The following is a 19,879-nucleotide window of genomic DNA, read 5'->3' as shown; positions in this document are numbered from 1 at the left end:
ACAGGTGGCCGCCGCCGCGCGGAGCCGCCGCCGAACGACCCATACAAGGCGTGCCCATGAGCCAGACCGTTGTCGATTCCACGACCGACCATTCCGATCCTTCCTGTTGTTCTCCTACTGATTTTCGCGCGCGGCTCGTCGAGCTGATCGCCGAGCTGCTCGACGAATCCGTCGATGAAATCGCGTCGCTCGACGACGACGAGGACCTGCTGAGCTGCGGCCTCGATTCGATCCGGCTGATGTATCTGCAGACGCGCTTGAACCGGCTCGGCCATGCGCTGACGTTCGATGCGCTCGCGCGCACGCCGACGCTCGGCGCGTGGGCCGCGTTGCTCACGAGTGCGCCGCCTGTCGCTCGGGCCGCTCGAGCCGCTCAGGCGGAAGCCGTCGTCGCTGCCGAAGCGGTCGACGTGCACGCGCCATTCGAGTTGTCCGCGGTGCAGCAGGCGTACTGGCTCGGCCGCTGCGACGGCGAAGTGCTCGGCAACGTGAGCTGTCACGCGTTTCTCGAATTCCGCAGCCGCGCGATCGATCCCGTTCGTCTCGACATCGCATGCCGGCGTGTGCGCGAGCGTCATCCGATGCTGCGCGCGCGTTTCGACGGCGGCCGCCAGCAGATCATCGCCGAGTCGAATGCGCCGGTGTTCGCGCATGCGGACTGGCGCGACCGGACGGCGGCCGATGCGCAGGCCGAATGGGTGTCGCTGCGTGCGTTCCGGTCGCACGAATGCCTCGACGTCGAGCACGCGCAAGTGTTCATGATGGGACTCGTGCAGATGCCCGGCGGCGAGGATCGCGTGTGGCTCAGTGTCGATCTGCTCGCGGCCGACGTCGACAGCGTGCGGCTGCTGATGCAGGAGATCGGCGTCGCGTATGCCGAGCCGTCGGCGCTGCCCGCCGCGCCGTCGACGTGGTTCCCGGCCTGGCTCGCGCGTCGCGCGGCCGAAACGCGCGATGCACGCGCCGCGGCGCGCGACGCGTGGCAGGCGCGGCTCGCGACGTTGCCGGAAGGGCCCGCGCTGCCGCTCGCCCGTGCGCCGGAAACGATCCGCGCGCCGCGTTTCAGCCGCGTCGCGCATACGCTGAGCACGGACGAGCTCGCGCGCCTGCAGGCGCGCGCCGCGCAGCACGGCGTCACGCTGTCGTCGGTGTTCGGCGCGGCGTTCGCGGCCGTGCTCGCGCGCTGGAGCGGCCGGCAGGCATTCCTGCTGAACGTGCCGCTGTTCGACCGGCACGGCGATGCGCCCGACCTGGGCCGCGTGATCGCCGATTTCACGACGCTGTTGCTCGTCGAATGCGACGTGCGCGCCGATGCGAGCGCGGCCGATACGGTGCGTGCGTTTCAGCAGCGGCTGCACGGTGCGATCGCGCACGCCGCGTATCCGGCGCTCGACGTGCTGCGCGATGCCCGTCGGCAGGGCATGCCGCGCGCGGCGCCCGTCGTGTTCTCGTGCAACCTCGGCGACGAATCGTTCGTGCCCGACGCGTTCGCGCAAGTATTCGGCGATCTGCACGACATGATTTCGCAGACGCCGCAGGTATGGCTCGACCATCAGCTCTATCGCGTGCCGGATGGCGCGCTGCTCGCGTGGGACAGCGTCGAAGGCCTGTTCCCGGACGGGACGATCGACGCGATGTTCGGCGCGTATGTCGCGTTCGTGCAGGCGCTGTGCGATCGCGACTGGCGGTGGCCGATCGCGGTCGAGCTGCCGTCCGCGCAGCGGCGCGTGCGCGATACGCTCAACGCGTTGCCGGCCTGCGGCCGCGCGCGCACGCTGCATCACGATTTCTTCGCGCTGGCCGCGCGCGAGCCGGCCGCCGTGGCCCTGCGATGCGGCGACCGCGCGGTGACGCGCGGCGAACTGGCCGCGCAGGCGCTCGCGGTCGCGGGCGGGTTGCGGGCGGCCGGAATCGGGCACGGCGATGCCGTCGAGATCAGCCTGCCGCGCGGTCCCGCGCAGGTCGCGGCCGTGTTCGGCGTGCTGGCGGCCGGCGCGTGCTACGTGCCGCTCGACGTCGCGCAGCCGGTCGCGCGCAAGGCGTTGATCGAGCGCGCGGCAGGCGTGAAAGCGGCGATCGGCGACATCGCATGCGCGGACGGGCCGCTGCCGCATGTCGGCATCGCCGCGTTGCTGCGGCATGCACCGCTGGCCGCGCCGCTCGCGGTCGCGCCGCAGGCGACGGCCTACGTGATCTACACGTCCGGTTCGACCGGCGTGCCGAAGGGCGTCGAGATGACGCACGCGGCGGCGATCAACACGATCGATGCGATCGACGCGCTGCTCGGTGTGAGCGCGGACGACCGGCTGCTCGCGGTGTCGGCGCTCGATTTCGATCTGTCGGTGTACGACCTGTTCGGCGCGCTCGGGGCGGGCGCCGAACTCGTGCTGCCGACGCAGGACGAAGCGCGCGATGCGGCGCGCTGGCTCGAACTGATCGCGCAGCACCGCGTGACGCTGTGGAACTCGGCGCCCGCGCTGCTGGAAATGGCGCTGGCCGTGCCGGCGGCGAGCGACGCGTGCCGCAGCGTGCGCGCGGCGCTGCTGTCCGGCGACTGGATCGCGCTCGACCTGCCGGCGCGGCTGCGCGAGCGCTGCGGCGATGCCTGTGCGTTCCACGCGCTCGGCGGCGCGACCGAGGCCGGCATCTGGTCCAACGTGCAGACGGTGCACGACGTGCCGCCGCACTGGCGTTCGATTCCGTACGGCCGGCCATTGCCGGGGCAGGCGTATCGCGTCGTCGATGGCGACGGGCGCGATGCGCCCGATTACGTGCCGGGCGAATTGCTGATCGGCGGCGACAGTCTCGCGCGCGGCTACCGGAACGATCCCGAGCTGACCGCGCAGCGCTTCGTGCAACACGCGTCGGGGCGCTGGTATCGCACCGGCGATCGCGGCCGCTACTGGCCGGACGGGACGCTCGAATTCCTCGGGCGCGAGGATCGGCAGGTGAAGGTGCGCGGGCACCGGATCGAACTTGGCGAGATCGAGGCGGCGCTGGCCGCGCATCCGCTGATCGACGGCGCGTGCGCGAGCGTCGTCCACGGCGAGGCCGCGCGCATCGTCGCGGCGTTCGTGCCGGCCGATCGCGCGGCAGCGGACACGGCGCCGTCATCGCTCGCCGAGGCCGGCATGGCCGACACGATGCCGGCGGAAGCGGCCGTCGCGCGCGCCGTCGCCAGCCGGCTGCTCGATGATGGCGCGGGTCTGCCGCCGTCGCTGCGCGCGCATTGGCACGCAAACGGCGACGCATCGATGGCCGTCGACGCGGCGCTCGATCGGCTCGACTGGCAGGCAACCGGTCTCGACGAGCTGACGGCCACGCTGCGCGCGCTCGCCGCCGATCCGGATACCGCCGCGCAGCGCGTGCCGCTGGACCCGTGCGTGGCGCCGCTCGCGTTCGCGACGCGTTTGCCGGACGGCGCCCGCGCGTTGCGCGCGTTCGCCGCCGCGCTGGACGCGCAGGCCGCGGCACACGCAGGGGCATTGCGCGTCGCGGTGCTCGATGCGCGCGCGGGCCAGGCGCTCGATGCGGGGCTCGGCGTGCTCGACGATCCGCGTTTCGACGTGACGCTGTTCGACGTGTCGCCCGGCCTGCTGCACGACGCCCGGGCGCGCTTCACGCGAACGCTGCCCGCGTTGCAGACGATGCAGGACGGCTTGCTGCCCGCCCGTCATCTCGGCGCATTCGATTGCGTGATCAGTTTCGCGGCGGCGCACCTGCGCGACGATCCGCGCGACACGTTCCGGATCGCGGCCGCGCTGCTCGCGCGGGACGGCCGCCTGCTGCTCGCCGACGTGCTGCGCGATTCGCCGCTGCGCGAACTCGTCGCGGGCGTCGTGGGCGATGCGTCGCCGCCGCGGCCGTTCGCCCACGACGCGCTTGCGGCGGCCGCGCACGCATGCGGCTTTGCGGTCGATGCGCGGAGCTGGCGCTCGGCGGCGTTCGCGTGCATCGATGCGCGCCGGACCGGCGAGCCGATCGCGCAGGCGGCGCTGGCCGACTGGCTGCGCGACCGGTTGCCCGACGCGATGCGCCCCGATGCGCTGTGGTGGGCGCCGCGCTGGCCGCTGAACGCGAACGGCAAGATCGATCGCCGGGCGGTGGGGGACGCGCTCGCGCGCGCACTCGGCGACGCACCGGCCGCGCACGACGCGTTCGTGCCGGCCGACGATCGGCACGCGACATTGCTCGCCTGCTGGGAGCAGGCGCTCGGCCGGGCGGCGAACGCGCGTGACGCGACGTTCTTCTCGCTCGGCGGCGACAGCCTGCTCGCGACACGGCTGCTCGCGCAACTGCGCGAGCGGCTCGGCGTGCGGATCGGGATGGCCGCGTTCTACCGGCAGCCGACGCTCGCCGGTCTCGCGGCGCAGCTCGACGCACTGACGCCTGCGGCGCCTGCCGATGGCGACGCATCGTTCGCGGCGATCGAGGAGGGCGTGCTGTGAGCTTCGACGACGTGCTCGATCTCTGCCGCGAACGGCAGATCGAACTGTGGTGCGACGACGGCGGCCAGTTGCGTTATCGCGCGCCGGCCGGCGCGCTCGACGCGGATCTCGCCGCGCGCATCAAGGCCGAACGCGATGCGTTCGTCCGTTTCCTTCAGGGCGGCGCGTGGCGCAGCGATCCGGCGCACCAGTACGAACGGTTCGCGCTGACGCCGGTACAGGCCGCGTACGTGCTCGGCCGGCACGAATCATTCGACTTCGGCGGCAGCGCCTGCCATCTGTACGTCGAATACGACGAACCGAAGGATCTCGACTGCGTGCGCTTCGAAGCCGCGTGGAATGCATGCGTCGCCCGCCATCCGATGCTGCGCGCGATCGTCGAGGACAACGCATGGCAGCGCGTGCTGCCCGACGTGCCGTGGCAGCCGCTCACCGTGCACGACCTGCGCGACGCCGACGCGAACGCATTCGACGCCCACCTGAACCGCGTGCGCGAGCGCCTCGACCATGCGGTGCACGCGCTCGACCGCTGGCCGGTGCTGCAGCCGGAAGTGAGCGTCGGGCCGGACGGCGCGGTGCTGCACCTGTCCGTGGATTTCACGCTGATCGACTACGCGAGCCTGCAATTGCTGCTCGCCGAATGGCGGCGTCGTTACGACGATCCGCAATGGCAACCGGCGCCGCTCGACGCGACGTTCCGCGACTATGTGATGCATGAAGCGCTGGCCGCGACGCGTGCCGACCATGCACGCGACAAGGCGTGGTGGCTCACCCGGCTCGACGATCTGCCCGCACGTCCCGATCTGCCGATCGTGCCCGCGATGCGCGCCGACGGGCGGCCGCGCTTCACGCATCGGCATGCGCGGCTCGATCGCGCGCAATGGGCCGCGCTGAGCGGCCATGCGAGCCGTTTCGGGCTGAGCGCGGCGAGCGTCGCGCTGGCCGCGTTCGCCGAGGTCGTCGGCCGCTGGAGCCAGGCGCCGGCGTTCTGCCTGAACCTGACGGTGCTGAACCGTCCGCCCGTGCATCCGCGCATCGATGCGGTGCTCGGCGATTTCACCGCATTGAGCCTGCTCGCCGTCGACGCGACGCACGGGCGCGATTTCGTCGAGCGTGCCCGCGCGATCGGCGCGCGGATGTTCGACGATCTCGACCATCGCGCGTTCACCGGCGTCGACGTGATGCGCGAACTCGCGCGGCGGCGCGGCAAGGATGCGGCGCTGATGCCGGTGGTGTTCACGAGCGGGATCGGCAGCGTCGGGCGCCTGCTCGGCGAGCACGCGGCGCGCGCCGAACCGCCGCGCTACATGATCAGCCAGACGCCGCAGGTGTGGCTCGACTGCCAGGTGACCGACCAGTTCGGCGGGCTGGAAATCGGCTGGGACGTGCGCGACGACTTGTTTCCGCACGGCATGCCGTCCGCGATGTTCGATGCGTATGTCGCGCTGCTGGGCCGGCTGGCCGACGATGCCGAATGGTGGTCGCGCGCCGGCGACATCGTATTGCCGTCCGCCGCGCCCGTCGCCGACGTGCATCCGGACGCCGATACGCATCTCGCGGCCGGGTTCGCCGCGCAGGCGCTGCGCACGCCGGATGCGCCGGTCGTGATCGATGCGCGGGGCGCACGCACGTACCGCGAGGTCGCGCAACATGCGGCGGCGCTGCGCGGCGCGCTCGAACGGGCCGGCGTCGGCGTGGGCGATACCGTCGCGGTGCTGATGCCGAAGTGCGCGCACCAGCTCGCGGCCGTGCTCGCGATCGTCCAGGCGGGCGCCGCGTACGTGCCGGTCGACAGCCGCCAGCCGGCGCTGCGGCAGCAGGCGATCCTGCGCAATGCGCGGGTGCGCGCGGTCGTCAGCGTGCAGGCGCTCGCGTTCGAACACGATGGTTGCGTGCGCATCGATATCGATGCGTTGCCGATCGATCCGCAATGGCCGCCGCGCGCCGTGCGCGACGTCGCCCCCGATGCGTTGGCCTACGTGATCTACACGTCGGGCTCCACCGGCGAGCCGAAGGGCGTGATGCTGAGCCACGCGGCGGTGTGCAACACGCTCGCCGACATCAACGCGCGGCATGCGGTCGGCGCGGGCGACGTGGTGCTGGGCCTGGCCGAACTGAGCTTCGACTTGTCCGTGTACGACTTTTTCGGCGCGACCGCGCGCGGGGCGTGCGTCGTGCTGCCCGACCCGGCGCGCGGCAACGATCCGTCGCACTGGGCCGAGTTGATGGCGCGCCACCGCGTGACGCTGTGGAACTCGGTGCCCGCCCAGGGACAGATGCTGATCGACTACCTCGAAGGCGAGCCGGCGCTCGACGTGCCGGGCCCGCGCCGCGTGCTGTGGTCGGGCGACTGGATTCCGGTGACGCTGCCGGCCCGCTGGTGGCGCCGCTGGCCCGACAGCGCGCTGTTCAGCCTCGGCGGCGCGACCGAGGCGTCGATCTGGTCGATCGAGCATCCGATCCGTCCGGAGGATACGCAGCTCGCGAGCATTCCGTACGGCCGCGCGCTGACCGGGCAGACGATGGAAGTGCTCGACGCACTTGGCCGGCCGTGCCCGCCCGGCGTGCGCGGGGAGATCCACATTGGCGGCGTCGGGCTCGCGACGGGCTATGCGAACGATCCCGTGCGCACGGCCGAACGGTTCATCCGTCATCCGGACGGGCGCCGGCTTTACCGCACCGGCGACCTCGGGCGCGTGCGGGCCGACGGCTCGCTCGAATTCCTCGGCCGGCAGGACGATCAGGTGAAGATCCGCGGCTACCGGATCGAGCTGGCCGAGATCGACGCGGCGCTGACCGCGCATCCGCTCGTCGGCGCGGCCGCGACGATCGTGCTCGGCGACGGCGCGGAGCGCCGGCTCGCGAGCTTCGTGTCGCTGCACGGCGCGGACGCGCCTCCGTCGGCGCAGGACGATGCGCTGCACGAGATCGCGACGCATGTGCGTGCGGCATTCGACACGGCGCGCTGGCCCGCGCAGGCGGACGTGTCGCGCTCGGTCGCGCAACTCGAAACGGCGTGCGTGGCGTCGCTCGCCGCGTGGATCGTGCCGGCCGGCGGCCTGACGGCCGACGGCTCGACCGGCTTCGCGACGCTGTGCGAGCGGCTGCGTGTGCCGGCGGCGCGACGGCATCTGCTGCGCCACTGGCTCGCGATGCTGGTCGCGCACGGCGTGCTGGATGCGGACGGCGAAGACGGCTGGCGCATGCGGCCCGATGCCGGCGTCGTCGACGCGCTCGCATGCTGGGATGCATTCGCGCAGCATGCATCGCCCGATCTGTGGCCGGCCGTCCTCGTCGATTATTTCCGCACCAGCGCGGGATGCCTCGATGCGCAGATCGACGGCAGCGTATCGCCGGCCGGCCTGATGTTCCCGGAAGGCACCGCGCATATCGCCGAAGCGATGTACAGCGACGGCGAGCACGCCCGCGCGCTGCATCGCGGGATGGCGCAGGCCGTGCGGGCGGTCGTCGCGCGCGAGCCTCGGCGCGCGTGGCGCATCCTCGAAATCGGCGCGGGCACGGCCGCCGCGACGCGGGCGATCGTCGATGCGCTCGCGCCGCTCGTCGAAGCCGGCACGCGCATCGATTACCTGTTCAGCGACGTGTCGAGCTACTTCCTCGCAGCCGCGCGCGAGCGTTTCGCCGCGTATCCGTGGATGCGCTTCGTGCGCTTCGACATGAACGCGCGATGCGACGCGCAGGGCATCGCGCCGCATTCGGTCGATATGACGATCAGCTCCGGCGCGCTGAACAATGCGCGCGACACGGTCGCGCTGATCGCCGGCTTGCGCGCGCTGTCGGCGCCTGACGCGTGGTGGGTGATCCAGGAGCTGACGGCCGAGCATCCGGAAATCAGCATCAGCCAGGCGCTGATGATGGAGACGCCGGACGACGCGCGGGCCGCATCCGCGCGGTTGTTCGTGCCGCACGCGCAGTGGCTCGAATGGCTGCAGGCGGAGGCAGGCGATCGCGCGCTCGGTTGCGTCGCGCCCGGCACGCCGCTCGCCGCGCTCGGCTACGACATCCTGCTGGCGCATGTGAAGCGCGGCGCGGCGCGCCTCGCGCCGGATGCGCTGCTGGCGTTCGTGGCCGAGCGCGTGCCGGGCTACATGGTGCCGTCGCAACTGCGCGTGCTCGAACGTTTGCCGGTGACCGCGAACGGCAAGATCGACCGCCGCACGCTGGCCGGCATCGCCGAGATCCGAGAACCGGCGCCGGCCGTGGCCCGACCGGCGCCCACACCGGCGGCCGATCCGCTGTTGGCGCGGCTGATCGGCCTGTGGGAAACCGTGCTCGATACGCGCAACGTCTCGCCGGATCAGGACTTCTTCGCCGCGGGCGGCGATTCGCTGCTGATCGCGCAGCTCGTGTCGCGGCTGCGCGGCGAGGAACCGCTCGCGCATGCGCATCCGTTCGACCGGCTGCTGCGCTGGGTGCTCGCGCAGCCGACGCCGGCCGCGTTCGCGCAATGCCTGCGCGATGCGAGCGCGCAGCCGGCGGGCGCGATGCCGACGGCCGCGCGCGCCGCCTCGCGCACCCCGCCTGCATCGGTGGTCGTCCATGCGCCGGCGCCGCGCGTGCGCGCGGCGGTGCGCCCGATTCCGCTCGCGCCCGGCGACGGCGTGCCGCGCGTGATCGTGCACGAAGGGCTCGGCACCGTGCATGCGTATCGTCCGGTGCTTCCCGCGCTCGCGCGGCTCGGCCCGGTGCTCGGCTTCGCGGTGCGCGACGCGCAGGACTACCTCGACCTGCCGGTGCGCCACCTGAACGCGACGCTGGGCCGGCGCTACGCGGAGGCGCTGTGGCGCAGCGGCGTGCGCGAGGTCGACGTGCTCGGCTATTGCTCGGGCGGGCTGGTCGCGCTCGAAATGGCGAAGTCGCTGGTGCAGCTCGGCGTCGCGGTGCGCACGCTCGACATCGTGTCGAGCTACCGGATTCCGTATCTGGTCGAGGACGAACGGCTCGTGCTGTTCAACTTCGCGGCGACGCTCGGGCTGCCGCTCGATGCGCTCGGCTTCCCGGAAACGTACGTGCTGGCCGACGCGCTCGCCGACGCGTTGAAGGCCGACCCCGCGCGGCTCGCGCCCGGCAGCCTGCAGGCGCAGCTCGAGATCTTCGGCGATTGCTGCGAGCCGCTCGATGCGCTGCGCCGCCGCGTGTTGCGCGCGGCGGCCGGCCTGTCGATGCAGGACGAACTTGCGTATCCACTGCTCGACGAGCGCGAACGGCTTTACCGGCTCTTCATGCATTCGGTGCAGGCGTGCCACTGGGCCGGCGACGCGCCGTATGCGGGCGCGCTGCGGCTGTTCGTGCCGGAGCGCTGCAACCCGCTGATCCCGCAGCAGCGCGCGGCGCTCACCGATTACTGGACGGCGCAGACGCTCGGCGGCATCACCGCCGTCGATATTCCCGGCGGTCATTTCGACTGCCTGAACGCCGCGTTCGTCGACACGCACCTGAAGGAGGCACGATGAAGGTCCATCCGCTGCCGGTCGTCGTGGCCGGCTCCCGTTTCGGCCAGTTCTATGCGGCGGGCCTCGCGGCGTCCGGTTCGTATCGCGTCGCCGGCATTCTCGGGCGGGGCAGCGCGCGCACCGCGGCGTTGGCCGCGCGCGTCGGCGCGCCGGTGTTCGACCGCGTCGAAGCGCTGCCCGACGACGTGCGCGTCGCCTGCGTCGCCGTCGGCGGCGCGGCGCGCGGCGAGCAAGGCGCCGCGCTCGCGTGCCGGCTGCTCGAACGCGGGATCGACGTCGTGATCGAGCATCCGCTGCTGCCCGACGAATGGGACGGCGTGCTGCGCACCGCGTCGCGCCAGGGCCGCCGCTGCCTGCTCAACAGCTTCTATCCGAACCTGCCGGTCGTCGCGCGCTTCATCGCGGTCGCGCGACGGCTGCGCGAGACGAGCGCGCCCGTGCATGCGGATGTGGCGTGCTCGGTGCAGGCGAGCTACGCGGCGCTCGACGTGCTTGCGGCCGCGTTGCAGGGTGTCGGGCCGTGGTCGGTCGAACCGATCGGGCCGGCGCTGTCGTCGATGCGCGAATGCGCGCTGGTGCTCGCCGAAACGCCGGTGTCGCTGCGCGTGCACAACGAGATGGCGGCGGCCGACGACGGCCGGATGAGCCTGTTGTTCAGCATCACGCTGACGACCGACGCTGGCACCTGGACGCTCGCGTCGCCGCACGGCCCGCTGTGGTGGGCGCCCGGGCTGCGCGAGCCGGCGACCGACGAGGACGGCCTCTTTCCGATCTTCGGCGAGCCGGCCGGCGACACCATGCCCAGCATCCAGATCTGCGACGACGCGCGGGACACGTGGGGCGAGATTCACGCGCGAAGCTGGCCGCAGGCCGCCGTGCGTGCGGTCGACCGGCTCGTGTCCGGCGAAAGGCTGCATGCGTGCAACCAGCGCGGCATCGACGTGGCGCGCGTCTGGCAGCAGTTGACCGCGCAACTCGGTTTTCCGGAGCAGCCGCCGGGCGATGCGCGCGCCGCGACGCTCGGCATGCTGCTGGAGCGTGCCGCATGAACGGGCCGCTGCTTTCGATGTTGCGGCCGTTCGCGGCGCCGCTCGTCGCCGCGGTGGCGTTGCAGGCGCTGGCCGGCATCGCGTCGCTCGTGCCGTGGCTCGCGCTCGCGCAGCTCGCCGACGCATGGCGCGTCGCACCGCAGCTCGATGTGGCCGCGCGCGGCTGGCTCGTCGCCGCCGTGGCGGCCGGCGCGTGCTGGCTGGGCGGCCAGACGGTCGCGCTGCACCTGACGCACCGCGTCGACGCCGATCTCGGCGACCGCCTGCGCAAGCGCCTCGCCGATCATCTGCAACGTTTGCCGCTGGGCTGGTTCGCGCGCGCGGGCAGCGACCGCGTCGCGCGCCACGTCGATCAGGACGTGCGCGCGCTGCATCAGCTCGTCGCGCATGCGCCGGCCGATCTCACGCAGCTCGTCGTCGTGCCGTGCGCGGCGCTCGCGTGCCTGCTTTACCTGAATCCTGTGCTGCTCGCGTTCGCGCTCGCGCCGCTCGCCGCCGGTGCGGCGCTGTTCCGCTGGATGCGCTCGGCGCGATTCGCGCCGGCCTTCGCGGCGCGCAACGCGGCGCTCGAACGATTGATGGGCGACTACGCGCAACTCGCGCAGAATCCGGCGCTCGTGCGGCAGTATCCGGGCGCCGGCATCGAGGCGGCCGCGCTGGCGTCGGCCGGGCATTTCTCGCACGCGTTCTCGGCGTGGGTCGGCCGCATCGGCGGGCTCGGCGCCAGCACGCAGGTGCTGCTCGGCACGCCGTTCCTGCTTGCGTGGGTCGTGTTCGGCGCGACGTGGCTGACGGCCGGGCAGTTGCCGGCCGGCACGCTGTGCGCGTTCGCGCTGCTGGTCTGGGCCATCGCGGCGCCGGTGCGCGCGCTCGGTCATGGCGCCGATGCGTTGCGCGAGGCGCGCGCGGCCGCCGCGCGGCTCGACGCGTTGCTCGCGCAGCCGGGCCTGCAGGAACCCGCCGACAGCGCGGCGCAGGTGCCGCGCGATGCGTCGATCGAACTGCGCGGCGTGCAGGTCGACATCGACGGCGAGCCGATCCTGCGCGACATCGATGCGACGATCGCGGCCGGCACGACCACGGCGATCGTCGGGCCGTCGGGCGCGGGCAAGAGCACGCTGCTGATGCTGCTCGCGCGCTTCATGGATCCGGATCGCGGCACGGTGCGGCTCGGCGGCGCCGATCTGCGGCGGCTCACATCGCAGACGCGCCGCGAACAGGTTGCGATGGTGTTCCAGCAAGCGACGGCGCTCGACGATGTGTCGATTGCCGCGAACATCGCGCTGTACCGGCCCGATGCCGATCGCGACGCGATTCGCGCCGCCGCGCGCGCGGCCTGTCTCGACGCACGCATCGACGCATTGCCGGGCGGCTACGACTGCGTGTGCGGGCGCGACGTGCGCCTGTCCGGCGGCGAACTGCAGCGGCTGTCGATCGCGCGTGCGCTGCTGTCGCGCGCGCCGTTGCTGCTGCTCGACGAACCGGCGTCGGCGCTCGATCCGCAAACCGGGCGCGCGTTGCGCAACGCGCTGCGCGCCGACACGCGCACGCGCGTGATCGTCAGCCACGATCTCGATGCGATCCGGCACGCGGACCAGATTCTCGTGATGGAACGCGGCCGCATCGTCGAACGCGGTACGCATGCGGCGCTGCTCGCCGCGCACGGGCTGTATGCGCGGCTCTGGCGCGAACGCGGCGCCGCAGGCGGGGAGGCCGCACGATGATGCAGTCGCTCGAACGTTTGCAGTGCCTGCCGCGCGACACGCGCCGCGCGCTGTGGCGCGGCGTGGGCTGGGCGCTGGCCGCCGCGTTGCTCGACGGCGCGTGCGGGCTGCTGCTCGTGCCGCTGATCCGCGCGTGGTTTGCCGGCGCGCAGGCGGCCGCGCTGCACTGGACGGCCGTGCTCGGCGCGCTGACGCTGTGCCATGCGCTCGTGCTGTACGTCGCGCAGCTTCGCGGCTATCGCGCGGGCGGCGCGCTGGCCGTCGGCCTCGTCGAACGCCTCGTGCAGCACCTGCCGCGCGTCGCGTCGTGGCAGACCGTGCGCGACAGTCATCCGGCCGGGTTATTGCGTGGGCCGGTGATGCAGGCGATGGCGATTCCCGCGCATCTGCTCGGGCCGTTGATCGGCGCGGTCGTCACGCCGCTCGCGGTGGTCGCGGGGCTCGCGTGGATCGACTGGCGCATCGCGCTGTGCCTCGGGGCGGCGGCCGGGCTGCTGTTCGCGCTGCTGGAGCGTGGCGGCGCCCGCACGCTCGCGTTCGAACAGGCGCGCGCCGCCGGCGATCGCGACATGGCCGTGCAGCTTCAGACCTTCGCCGCGCATCAGGGATTGCTGCGCTTCGCGGGCCGGGACGGCGACGCGCGCGCGGCGCTGCAGCGCGCGCTCGACGAACGGCATCGCCGCACGCGCGCGCTGATGCGGCGCTCGCTGCCGATCGAACTCGGCTTCGCGGGCGCGGTGCAGGGCGTGTTCGTCGCGATGCTGGTCGGCGGCGCGTGGGCCGTCGCGGCCGGCCGGCTCGACGCGGCGACGGCCGTGGCGGTGCTCGTGCTGCTCGTGCGCTTCATCGAGCCGCTCGCGCAGCTCACGCAGCTCGACCAGGCATTGCGCGGCGGCTGGCGCGCGCTCGACACCGTGCTCGCGGTGCTGCATGCACCGCGTTTCGACAGCCCCGAGCGCGGCACGCCGGTACACGATGCGAGCGTCGATGCGGTGCGTGTCGGCTATCGGTCGGTCGGCGGCGCGACGCTGCTCGACGGGATCGACCTGCATTGTCCGGCGGGCGGCTTCGTTGCGATTGTCGGCCCCACGGGCGCGGGCAAGAGCACGCTGCTCGGCCTGCTCGCGCGGCTCGACGATCCGTGCGCCGGGCGCGTGCTGCTCGGCCGTTCGGACGTGCGGCACCTGAGCGAGGCGACGCTCGCCGCGACGCGCAACCTCGTATTCCAGGACAACGGGCTGTTTCGCGGCAGCCTCGCGTGGAACGTGCGGATGGGGCGGCCGGATGCGACCGATGCTCAGCTGCGCGCCGCGCTGGACGCGGTCGGCCTGCTGCGCGACGCCGAGCGCCTGCCGGACGGCCTCGACACCGACGTGGGGCCGGGCGGCCAGTTGCTGTCGGGCGGGCAGCGCCAGCGGGCGTGCCTCGCGCGGGCGCTGCTCGCGCGGGCGCCGGTGCTGATGTTCGACGAGCCGACCGCGAGCCTCGACGAACTGAGCGCGCGGCGCGTGCGCGACAGTCTCGTCGCGCTGCGCGGGCAGCGAACGCGCATCGTCGTCACGCACCAGCCGGCGCTCGCGGCGGCCGCCGACACGATCGTCGTGCTCGACGCGGGCCGCATCCGGGCGACCGGCACGCATGCGCAACTGATCGAGACCGATGCGTGGTACGCGACGTTCGCCCGCGCCGGCCAGCCGCCCGACGGGGCGCCGCCCGCCGGCCGGGGCGAGGAAACCCGTCCGGCCGAATCCGAACAGTGACGTGAACAATGCGGGCCGCCGTGCCCGGAATCGATAGGAAAAGCCCCTCGATCGAAAAATCGCCTGCCGGTTCTAATTGATAATGAGAATGATTATCAAATACGGGGGCGTGAATGCGGTACGAGGTACGGGAACCTGGGAGATCGATGATGAAGGGCGCGCGCGTCGCCCGTTTCGGGCGCTGGCGTCCGTCGCTGTATCTCGGCCTGCTGATCGCCGCGCACCCGGCGGCCGCGTTCGCCGATGCGGCGCCGGCGGGCGGCGCGGAAGTCCGCAAGGAAGAGGCGGGCGCCGCGCCGCCTGCCGCGGGCGAGCTGAAGGCGATTGCGGTGAACGCATCGCGGGGCGTGGCCGACGATCCGTCGGTGGCGACGGTCGGCAAGATGCCGCTCGCGCTGCGCGAGATTCCGCAGTCGGTCAGCGTGACGACGCGCGAGCGGATCGACCAGCAGAACCTGTTCTCGCTCGACGAGGTGATGCAGCAGTCGGCCGGCGTGACCGTTCAGCCTTACGTGCTGCTCACCACCGCGTACTTCGTGCGCGGCTTCAAGGTCGATTCGTTCGAATTCGACGGCGTGCCGGTCGTGATCGGCGACATGGCGAGCGCGCCGCAGGACATCTCGGTGTACGAGCGCGTGGAAATCCTGCGCGGCGCGAACGGGCTGCTGCACGGCTCGGGCAATCCGGCCGCGACCGTCAACCTCGTGCGCAAGCGTCCGCAATACCAGTTCTCCGCGCATGCGACCGCGAGCGTCGGCAGTTGGGACCGCTATCGCGCGGAAGCCGACATCGGCGGCCCGCTCAATGCGGCCGGCACCGTGCGCAGCCGGCTCGTCGCCGCGTACGAGGATCGCCACTTCTTCTACGACCACGCGAAGCAGGACACGCGTTCGATCTACGGCGTCACCGAAGTCGACGTGACGCGCGACACGCTGCTCACGTTCGGCGCGCAGTACCAGACGACGTCGTCGGTGCCCGACATGTCCGGCGTGCCGATGGCGCGCGACGGGTCGAGCCTCGGCCTGTCGCGCTCGACGTTCCTCGACACCGCGTGGGGCCGCTTCAATTGGGACACGACGCGCGCGTTCGCGTCGGTCGAACAGAAGCTCGGCGCCGGCTGGAAGGCGAAGGTCAGCGGCGAATACCAGAGCGTGCGCTCGGACCTGAAGTACGCGGGTTCGTTCGGCGCGATCGATCCGGCGACGGGCGCCGGCGGCCGGCTGACCGGCGCCGCGTACCGGTTCAGCAGCTACAGCCGCAGCGTCGATGCGAACGTGCAGGGCCCCGTGCATGCGTTCGGGCTCACGCACGACCTGCTGTTCGGCATCACGTATGCGAACAGCAGCAGCGGGCAGATGACGGCGCCGCTGCTCGGCAACGTGGCCGGCACGCCGGTGAACGTGTACCGCTGGAACCCGAGCAGCGTGCCCGAGCCCGGCATCGGGCCGTACCAGCAGTCGCAGCAGAACGACATTTCGCAGAAGGGCGTCTACGGGCTCGGCCGCATCAAGCTCGCGGAACCGGTGACGCTCGTGCTCGGCGGCCGGATAAGCTGGTGGAACCAGGACAGTCTCGGCGCGCACTACAACACCGGCCACCAGCTCACGCCGTATGGCGGGCTGATCTGGGATTTCGCGCGCGACTGGTCGTGGTACGCGAGCTATGCGGAGGTGTTTCAGCCGCAGACCAAGTCGATGTGGGGCGGCGGCATCCTGACGCCGGTGAAGGGGCGCACCTATGAAACCGGCGTGAAGGGCGAACTGGCGGGCGGCAAGCTCGACGTGTCGCTCGCGGCGTTCCGCATCGATCTCGACAACAACCCGCAGGTCGATCTCGCGCATCCGTGCGCGGGGCCGAGCTGCTATTACGTGAACGGCGGCAGCGTGCGCAGCCAGGGCTTCGAATTCGAGGCGAACGGCCGCATCACGCCGTGGTGGAGCGTATGGGCGAGCTACACGTACGACACGATGCGCTATGCGGACAACCTCGCGAACGCGGGCACGTTCGCGCCGCTGCTGAACCCGCGCCACCTGTTCCGGCTGTGGACCAACTACGACCTGCCTTGGCAGGAGCGGCGCTGGAGCATCGGCGGCGGCGTGCAGGTGCAGAGCAGTTATTCGGCGCAGGCGAACGGCGTCACGATGCGCCAGGGCGGCTACGCGCTCGCGAGCGTGCGGCTCGGCTACCGCTACGACAAGCACTGGAGCGCCGCGCTCAACGTCAACAACCTGTTCGACCGGAACTACTACCTGAGCCTGAGCCAGCCGGGCTGGAACAACCGTTACGGGGAACCGCGCAACGTGATGCTGACCGTACGCGGCCAATTCTGATGGCGTCCGGCTGGGGCGCGCGGGCGGCGATCGCGATCGGCGGCGTGCTGCCGGGTGCGGCCGCGCTCGCGGTGACGCTGGCCCGTCATTACCCCGGCGACGGCCTGAACCGGCTCTATGCGGCCGTGTTGATGACGCTCGTGGCGAGCGTCGCCGCGCTGCTGTGGGTGCTCGTCGCCCCCGGCTGGCGGCAGGCCGCGTGGCGCGCGGGTGCGTGGCTCGCGGTGCTCGTGCCGTGCGCGGTGATCTGGGGAGGACGCTGACATGGACGCGTCGTCGCGTTCGCGCTGGCACGCGCTGCATCGCGGCGCCGGCGCGCTGTTCGGCGTGGTGCTGTTCGTCGTGCTGTTCAGCGGCACCTGGAGTCTCGCGTTCGATTCGATGCAGGGCTGGTGGCGGCCGCCATCGGTCGCCGTCGCACGGCCGACGCTGCCGCTCGATGCGCTCGTCGCGCGCGCGGCGGCGCTCGGCGTGGCGTTGCGCGACGCGCGCATCGTGCTGCCGCGGCCGGATGATCCGGCCATCCGTTTCTGCGATGCACGCCAGACGTGTACGCTCGCGCTCGATCCGGCGACCGGCGCACCGCTGCCCGATACGGGGCGGGCGAACGTGATCGTCACGCTGCACAAGACGTTGTTCGCCGGTTTCCCCGGGCGCATCTTCGTCAGCCTGTGGGGCATCGTGCTGCTCGTGCTCATCGTCGCGGGCGTCGTCGTGCATCGCAAGCGCTGGCCCGACGCGGCGCGCCTCCGGCGCGGCAACGGCTTGCGCGTCGCGCTGTTCGACCTGCACGCGTGGATCGGCCTGTGGGGAATGCCGTGGCTCGTGCTGTTCGCGTTCACCGGCGCGTTGTCGGGGCTCGGCGCGCTCGGCACCGTGTCGCTCGCGGGCATCGCGTATCCGGGGCAGCCGCAGCGTGCGTTCGCGGAACTGCTCGGCGGCCCGCCGCCCGTCGAGGCCGGCGGCCAGTGGCGGCATGCGCCCGATCTCGATGCGCTGTTGCGGCGCGACGCGGCGCGCCGGCCGGATTTTCGGCCCGAAGCCGTTGCGTTGCATCGCTGGGGCGATGTGAATGCGCGCGTCGAGATCGCCGGCACGCGCGCGGGCCTGCCGAGCACGGCCGTGTTCGAGCGCCACCTGTACCGCGCGACGGACGGGCAATGGCTCGCCGATGCGACGTCGCGCGGCCGCGGCTTCTGGCTGCGCGCGTTCATCGCGGTGCAGCCGCTGCATTTCGCGCAATACGGCTGGGTCGGTGCGGCCGGTGGAGTGCTGCGCGTGCTGCATTTCCTGATGGGGCTCGCCGCGTGTGCGCTGTGCGCGACGGGGCTGCATCTGTGGATCGAGCGGCGGCGCGCGCAGCGCGATCGCTCGGCGCACGTGCTGGCTGCCGCCGCGGTCGGTGTGTGCGGCGGGCTCGTGCTCGCGGGCGGCGCGCTGCTGTTCGCTGGCCGTGCGTTGCCCGACGGCGTGCACGTCGATCATGCGCTCGCGCTGCTGTTCTGGGCCGTGTGGGGCGGCGCGATTGCGCTCGCCGCGTGTGTCGCCGATCGCGCGGCATGGCTGCGTGTGCTGATGCGTGCGGCCGGCGCCGCCTACGCGCTCGCCGGCGCGACCCATTGCGCGCTCGCGCTGCTGGGCGCGGGCCAACCCGTGTACTGGCCGATCGACCTGGCGCTCGTCGCATTCGGCGCGTTGCTGCTGCGGGCGGCGCGCCGTCCGCGGCGCGACGCGATGCAGCCGGCGCGCATGCCGGCCGGCGCCGAACCTTTTTAACCTCATGCAACTGGAGACTCCGATGCGCGATCTGCTCGAACATCGCCGCCTGGTCATCACGATCACGCTGCTGTACCTGTCACAGGGCATCCCGATCGGCATCGCGATGGACGCGATGCCGACGCTGCTGCGCCACGACGGCGCGCCGCTTCACGCACTCGCGTTTCTGCCGCTCGTCGGCCTGCCGTGGGTCGTGAAATTCCTGTGGGCGCCCGTCGTCGACAACCGCTGGTCGCCCCGCATCGGCCGCCGGCGCAGCTGGATGCTACCGATGCAGACGATCGTCGTGCTGTGTCTCGTCAGCCTCGCGCAGATCGGGATGACGGTCGCGACGGCGGGCTGGGCGGTCGGGCTGCTGGCCGTCGCGTCGTTCGCGAGCGCGACGCAGGACATCGCGAACGACGGCATGGCCGCCGAGCATTTCAGCGGCGACACGCTCGCGAGGATCAACGCGATCCAGATCGCGGGCGTGATGATCGGCTTCTTCGGCGGCGGCGCGGGCACGTTGACGCTGATCGGCCTGTTCGGCCAGTCAACCGCGTTTCTCGCGCTGGCGGCCGTCCCGCTCGCGAGCCTCGTCTGCGTGCTGTGGCTCTTGCCGCGCGACGCGGATCGTGCCCGCGCCCGGCCTGAACACGCGGCGAGCCTCGTGCGCTTCGCGAAGCGGCCGCGCTCGTGGTCGCTGCTGTCGCTCGCGCTGCTGTCGGCGATGACGGCCGTGTCGGGCTTCGGCCTGTCGAAGCTGTTCCTCAACGACGCGGGCTGGTCGCTCGACGCGATCGGCAAACTCGGGATGGCCGGCGGTGTCGTGACGGTCGTGCTCGGTTGCGGCGGCGGCGCGTGGCTCGTCAGGGCGCTCGGCCTGTGGCGCGCGTTTACGGCCGGCGTGAGCTGCGCGGGCGCGGCGGCGCTGCTGTGGTTCGCGCAGGCGAGCGGGTGGCTGCCGGTGTCGCCGTCGTGGGCATGGCTCTGCACGGTGCTCGGCTCGCTGGCGACGGGCATCACGTCCGTGTCGATCATGACGGCCGGCATGCGCTTCGCGGGCGGCAGCGATCAGGCCGGCACCGACGTGACGGCCGTGCAGAGCACGCGCGATCTCGGCGAGCTGATCGCGTCGTCGACGATCCTGTCGCTGACCGCGAAGGTCGGTTATACGGGCGGCTTTCTCACCGGCGTCGCGCTGGCGGTGCTGGCGGCGCTGATCGCGATGAAGCTGCGGCGGCGCGAGGCCGCGTATGCGATGAAGGGGGACGATGCGCTGGTGTCGTGACGGCTGCGCGGCCGGTGCACGGTGCGGGGTGCGCACCGTGCCGTACCG

Annotated in this window: 9 protein-coding genes; all 9 read left to right on the top strand. The window is 72.2% G+C overall.

Annotated elements, in window-relative coordinates:
* Positions 1-56 precede the first annotated feature (56 nt).
* Entirely contained in the window at positions 57-4,448 is a 4,392-nt protein-coding gene (locus CFB52_RS25335; RefSeq protein ID WP_099317755.1) for a non-ribosomal peptide synthetase, read from the top strand.
* Positions 4,445-9,922 carry a non-ribosomal peptide synthetase gene (locus CFB52_RS25330; protein ID WP_099317754.1) on the top strand — a complete coding sequence of 1,826 codons (5,478 nt, stop codon included), beginning with the start codon at positions 4,445-4,447 and terminating at the stop codon, positions 9,920-9,922. The genes CFB52_RS25335 and CFB52_RS25330 overlap by 4 nt, the downstream gene beginning before the upstream one ends.
* Positions 9,919-10,971: a Gfo/Idh/MocA family oxidoreductase gene (locus CFB52_RS25325; protein WP_099317753.1), complete on the top strand. Its 1,053-nt coding sequence runs from the start codon at positions 9,919-9,921 to the stop codon at positions 10,969-10,971. Before CFB52_RS25330 ends, CFB52_RS25325 begins: the two co-directional genes overlap by 4 nt.
* Complete coding sequence (locus tag CFB52_RS25320; protein WP_099317752.1) at positions 10,968-12,695, top strand: ABC transporter ATP-binding protein; 1,728 nt, start codon at positions 10,968-10,970, stop codon at positions 12,693-12,695. Before CFB52_RS25325 ends, CFB52_RS25320 begins: the two co-directional genes overlap by 4 nt.
* Positions 12,692-14,455 carry an ABC transporter ATP-binding protein gene (locus CFB52_RS25315; RefSeq protein ID WP_099317751.1) on the top strand — a complete coding sequence of 588 codons (1,764 nt, stop codon included), beginning with the start codon at positions 12,692-12,694 and terminating at the stop codon, positions 14,453-14,455. The genes CFB52_RS25320 and CFB52_RS25315 overlap by 4 nt, the downstream gene beginning before the upstream one ends.
* A gap of 146 nt (positions 14,456-14,601) precedes the next feature.
* Complete coding sequence (locus CFB52_RS25310) at positions 14,602-16,785, top strand: TonB-dependent siderophore receptor (protein WP_218964208.1); 2,184 nt, start codon at positions 14,602-14,604, stop codon at positions 16,783-16,785.
* Positions 16,785-17,048 carry a hypothetical protein gene (locus tag CFB52_RS25305; protein WP_059640820.1) on the top strand — a complete coding sequence of 88 codons (264 nt, stop codon included), beginning with the start codon at positions 16,785-16,787 and terminating at the stop codon, positions 17,046-17,048. The genes CFB52_RS25310 and CFB52_RS25305 overlap by 1 nt, the downstream gene beginning before the upstream one ends.
* A 1-nt stretch (position 17,049) precedes the next feature.
* On the top strand, positions 17,050-18,561 hold the full coding sequence (locus tag CFB52_RS25300) for a PepSY domain-containing protein (RefSeq protein ID WP_099317749.1): 1,512 nt from the start codon (positions 17,050-17,052) through the stop codon (positions 18,559-18,561).
* Between the two features lie 22 nt (positions 18,562-18,583).
* Positions 18,584-19,831, top strand: a complete 1,248-nt coding sequence (locus CFB52_RS25295) for a RhtX/FptX family siderophore transporter (RefSeq protein WP_099317748.1) — start codon at positions 18,584-18,586, stop codon at positions 19,829-19,831.
* Positions 19,832-19,879 lie beyond the last annotated feature (48 nt).

Source organism: Burkholderia sp. AU18528, assembly GCF_002223215.2.
Classification (GTDB): domain Bacteria; phylum Pseudomonadota; class Gammaproteobacteria; order Burkholderiales; family Burkholderiaceae; genus Burkholderia; species Burkholderia semiarida.
This window is presented reverse-complemented; position numbering and strand designations above follow the sequence as displayed.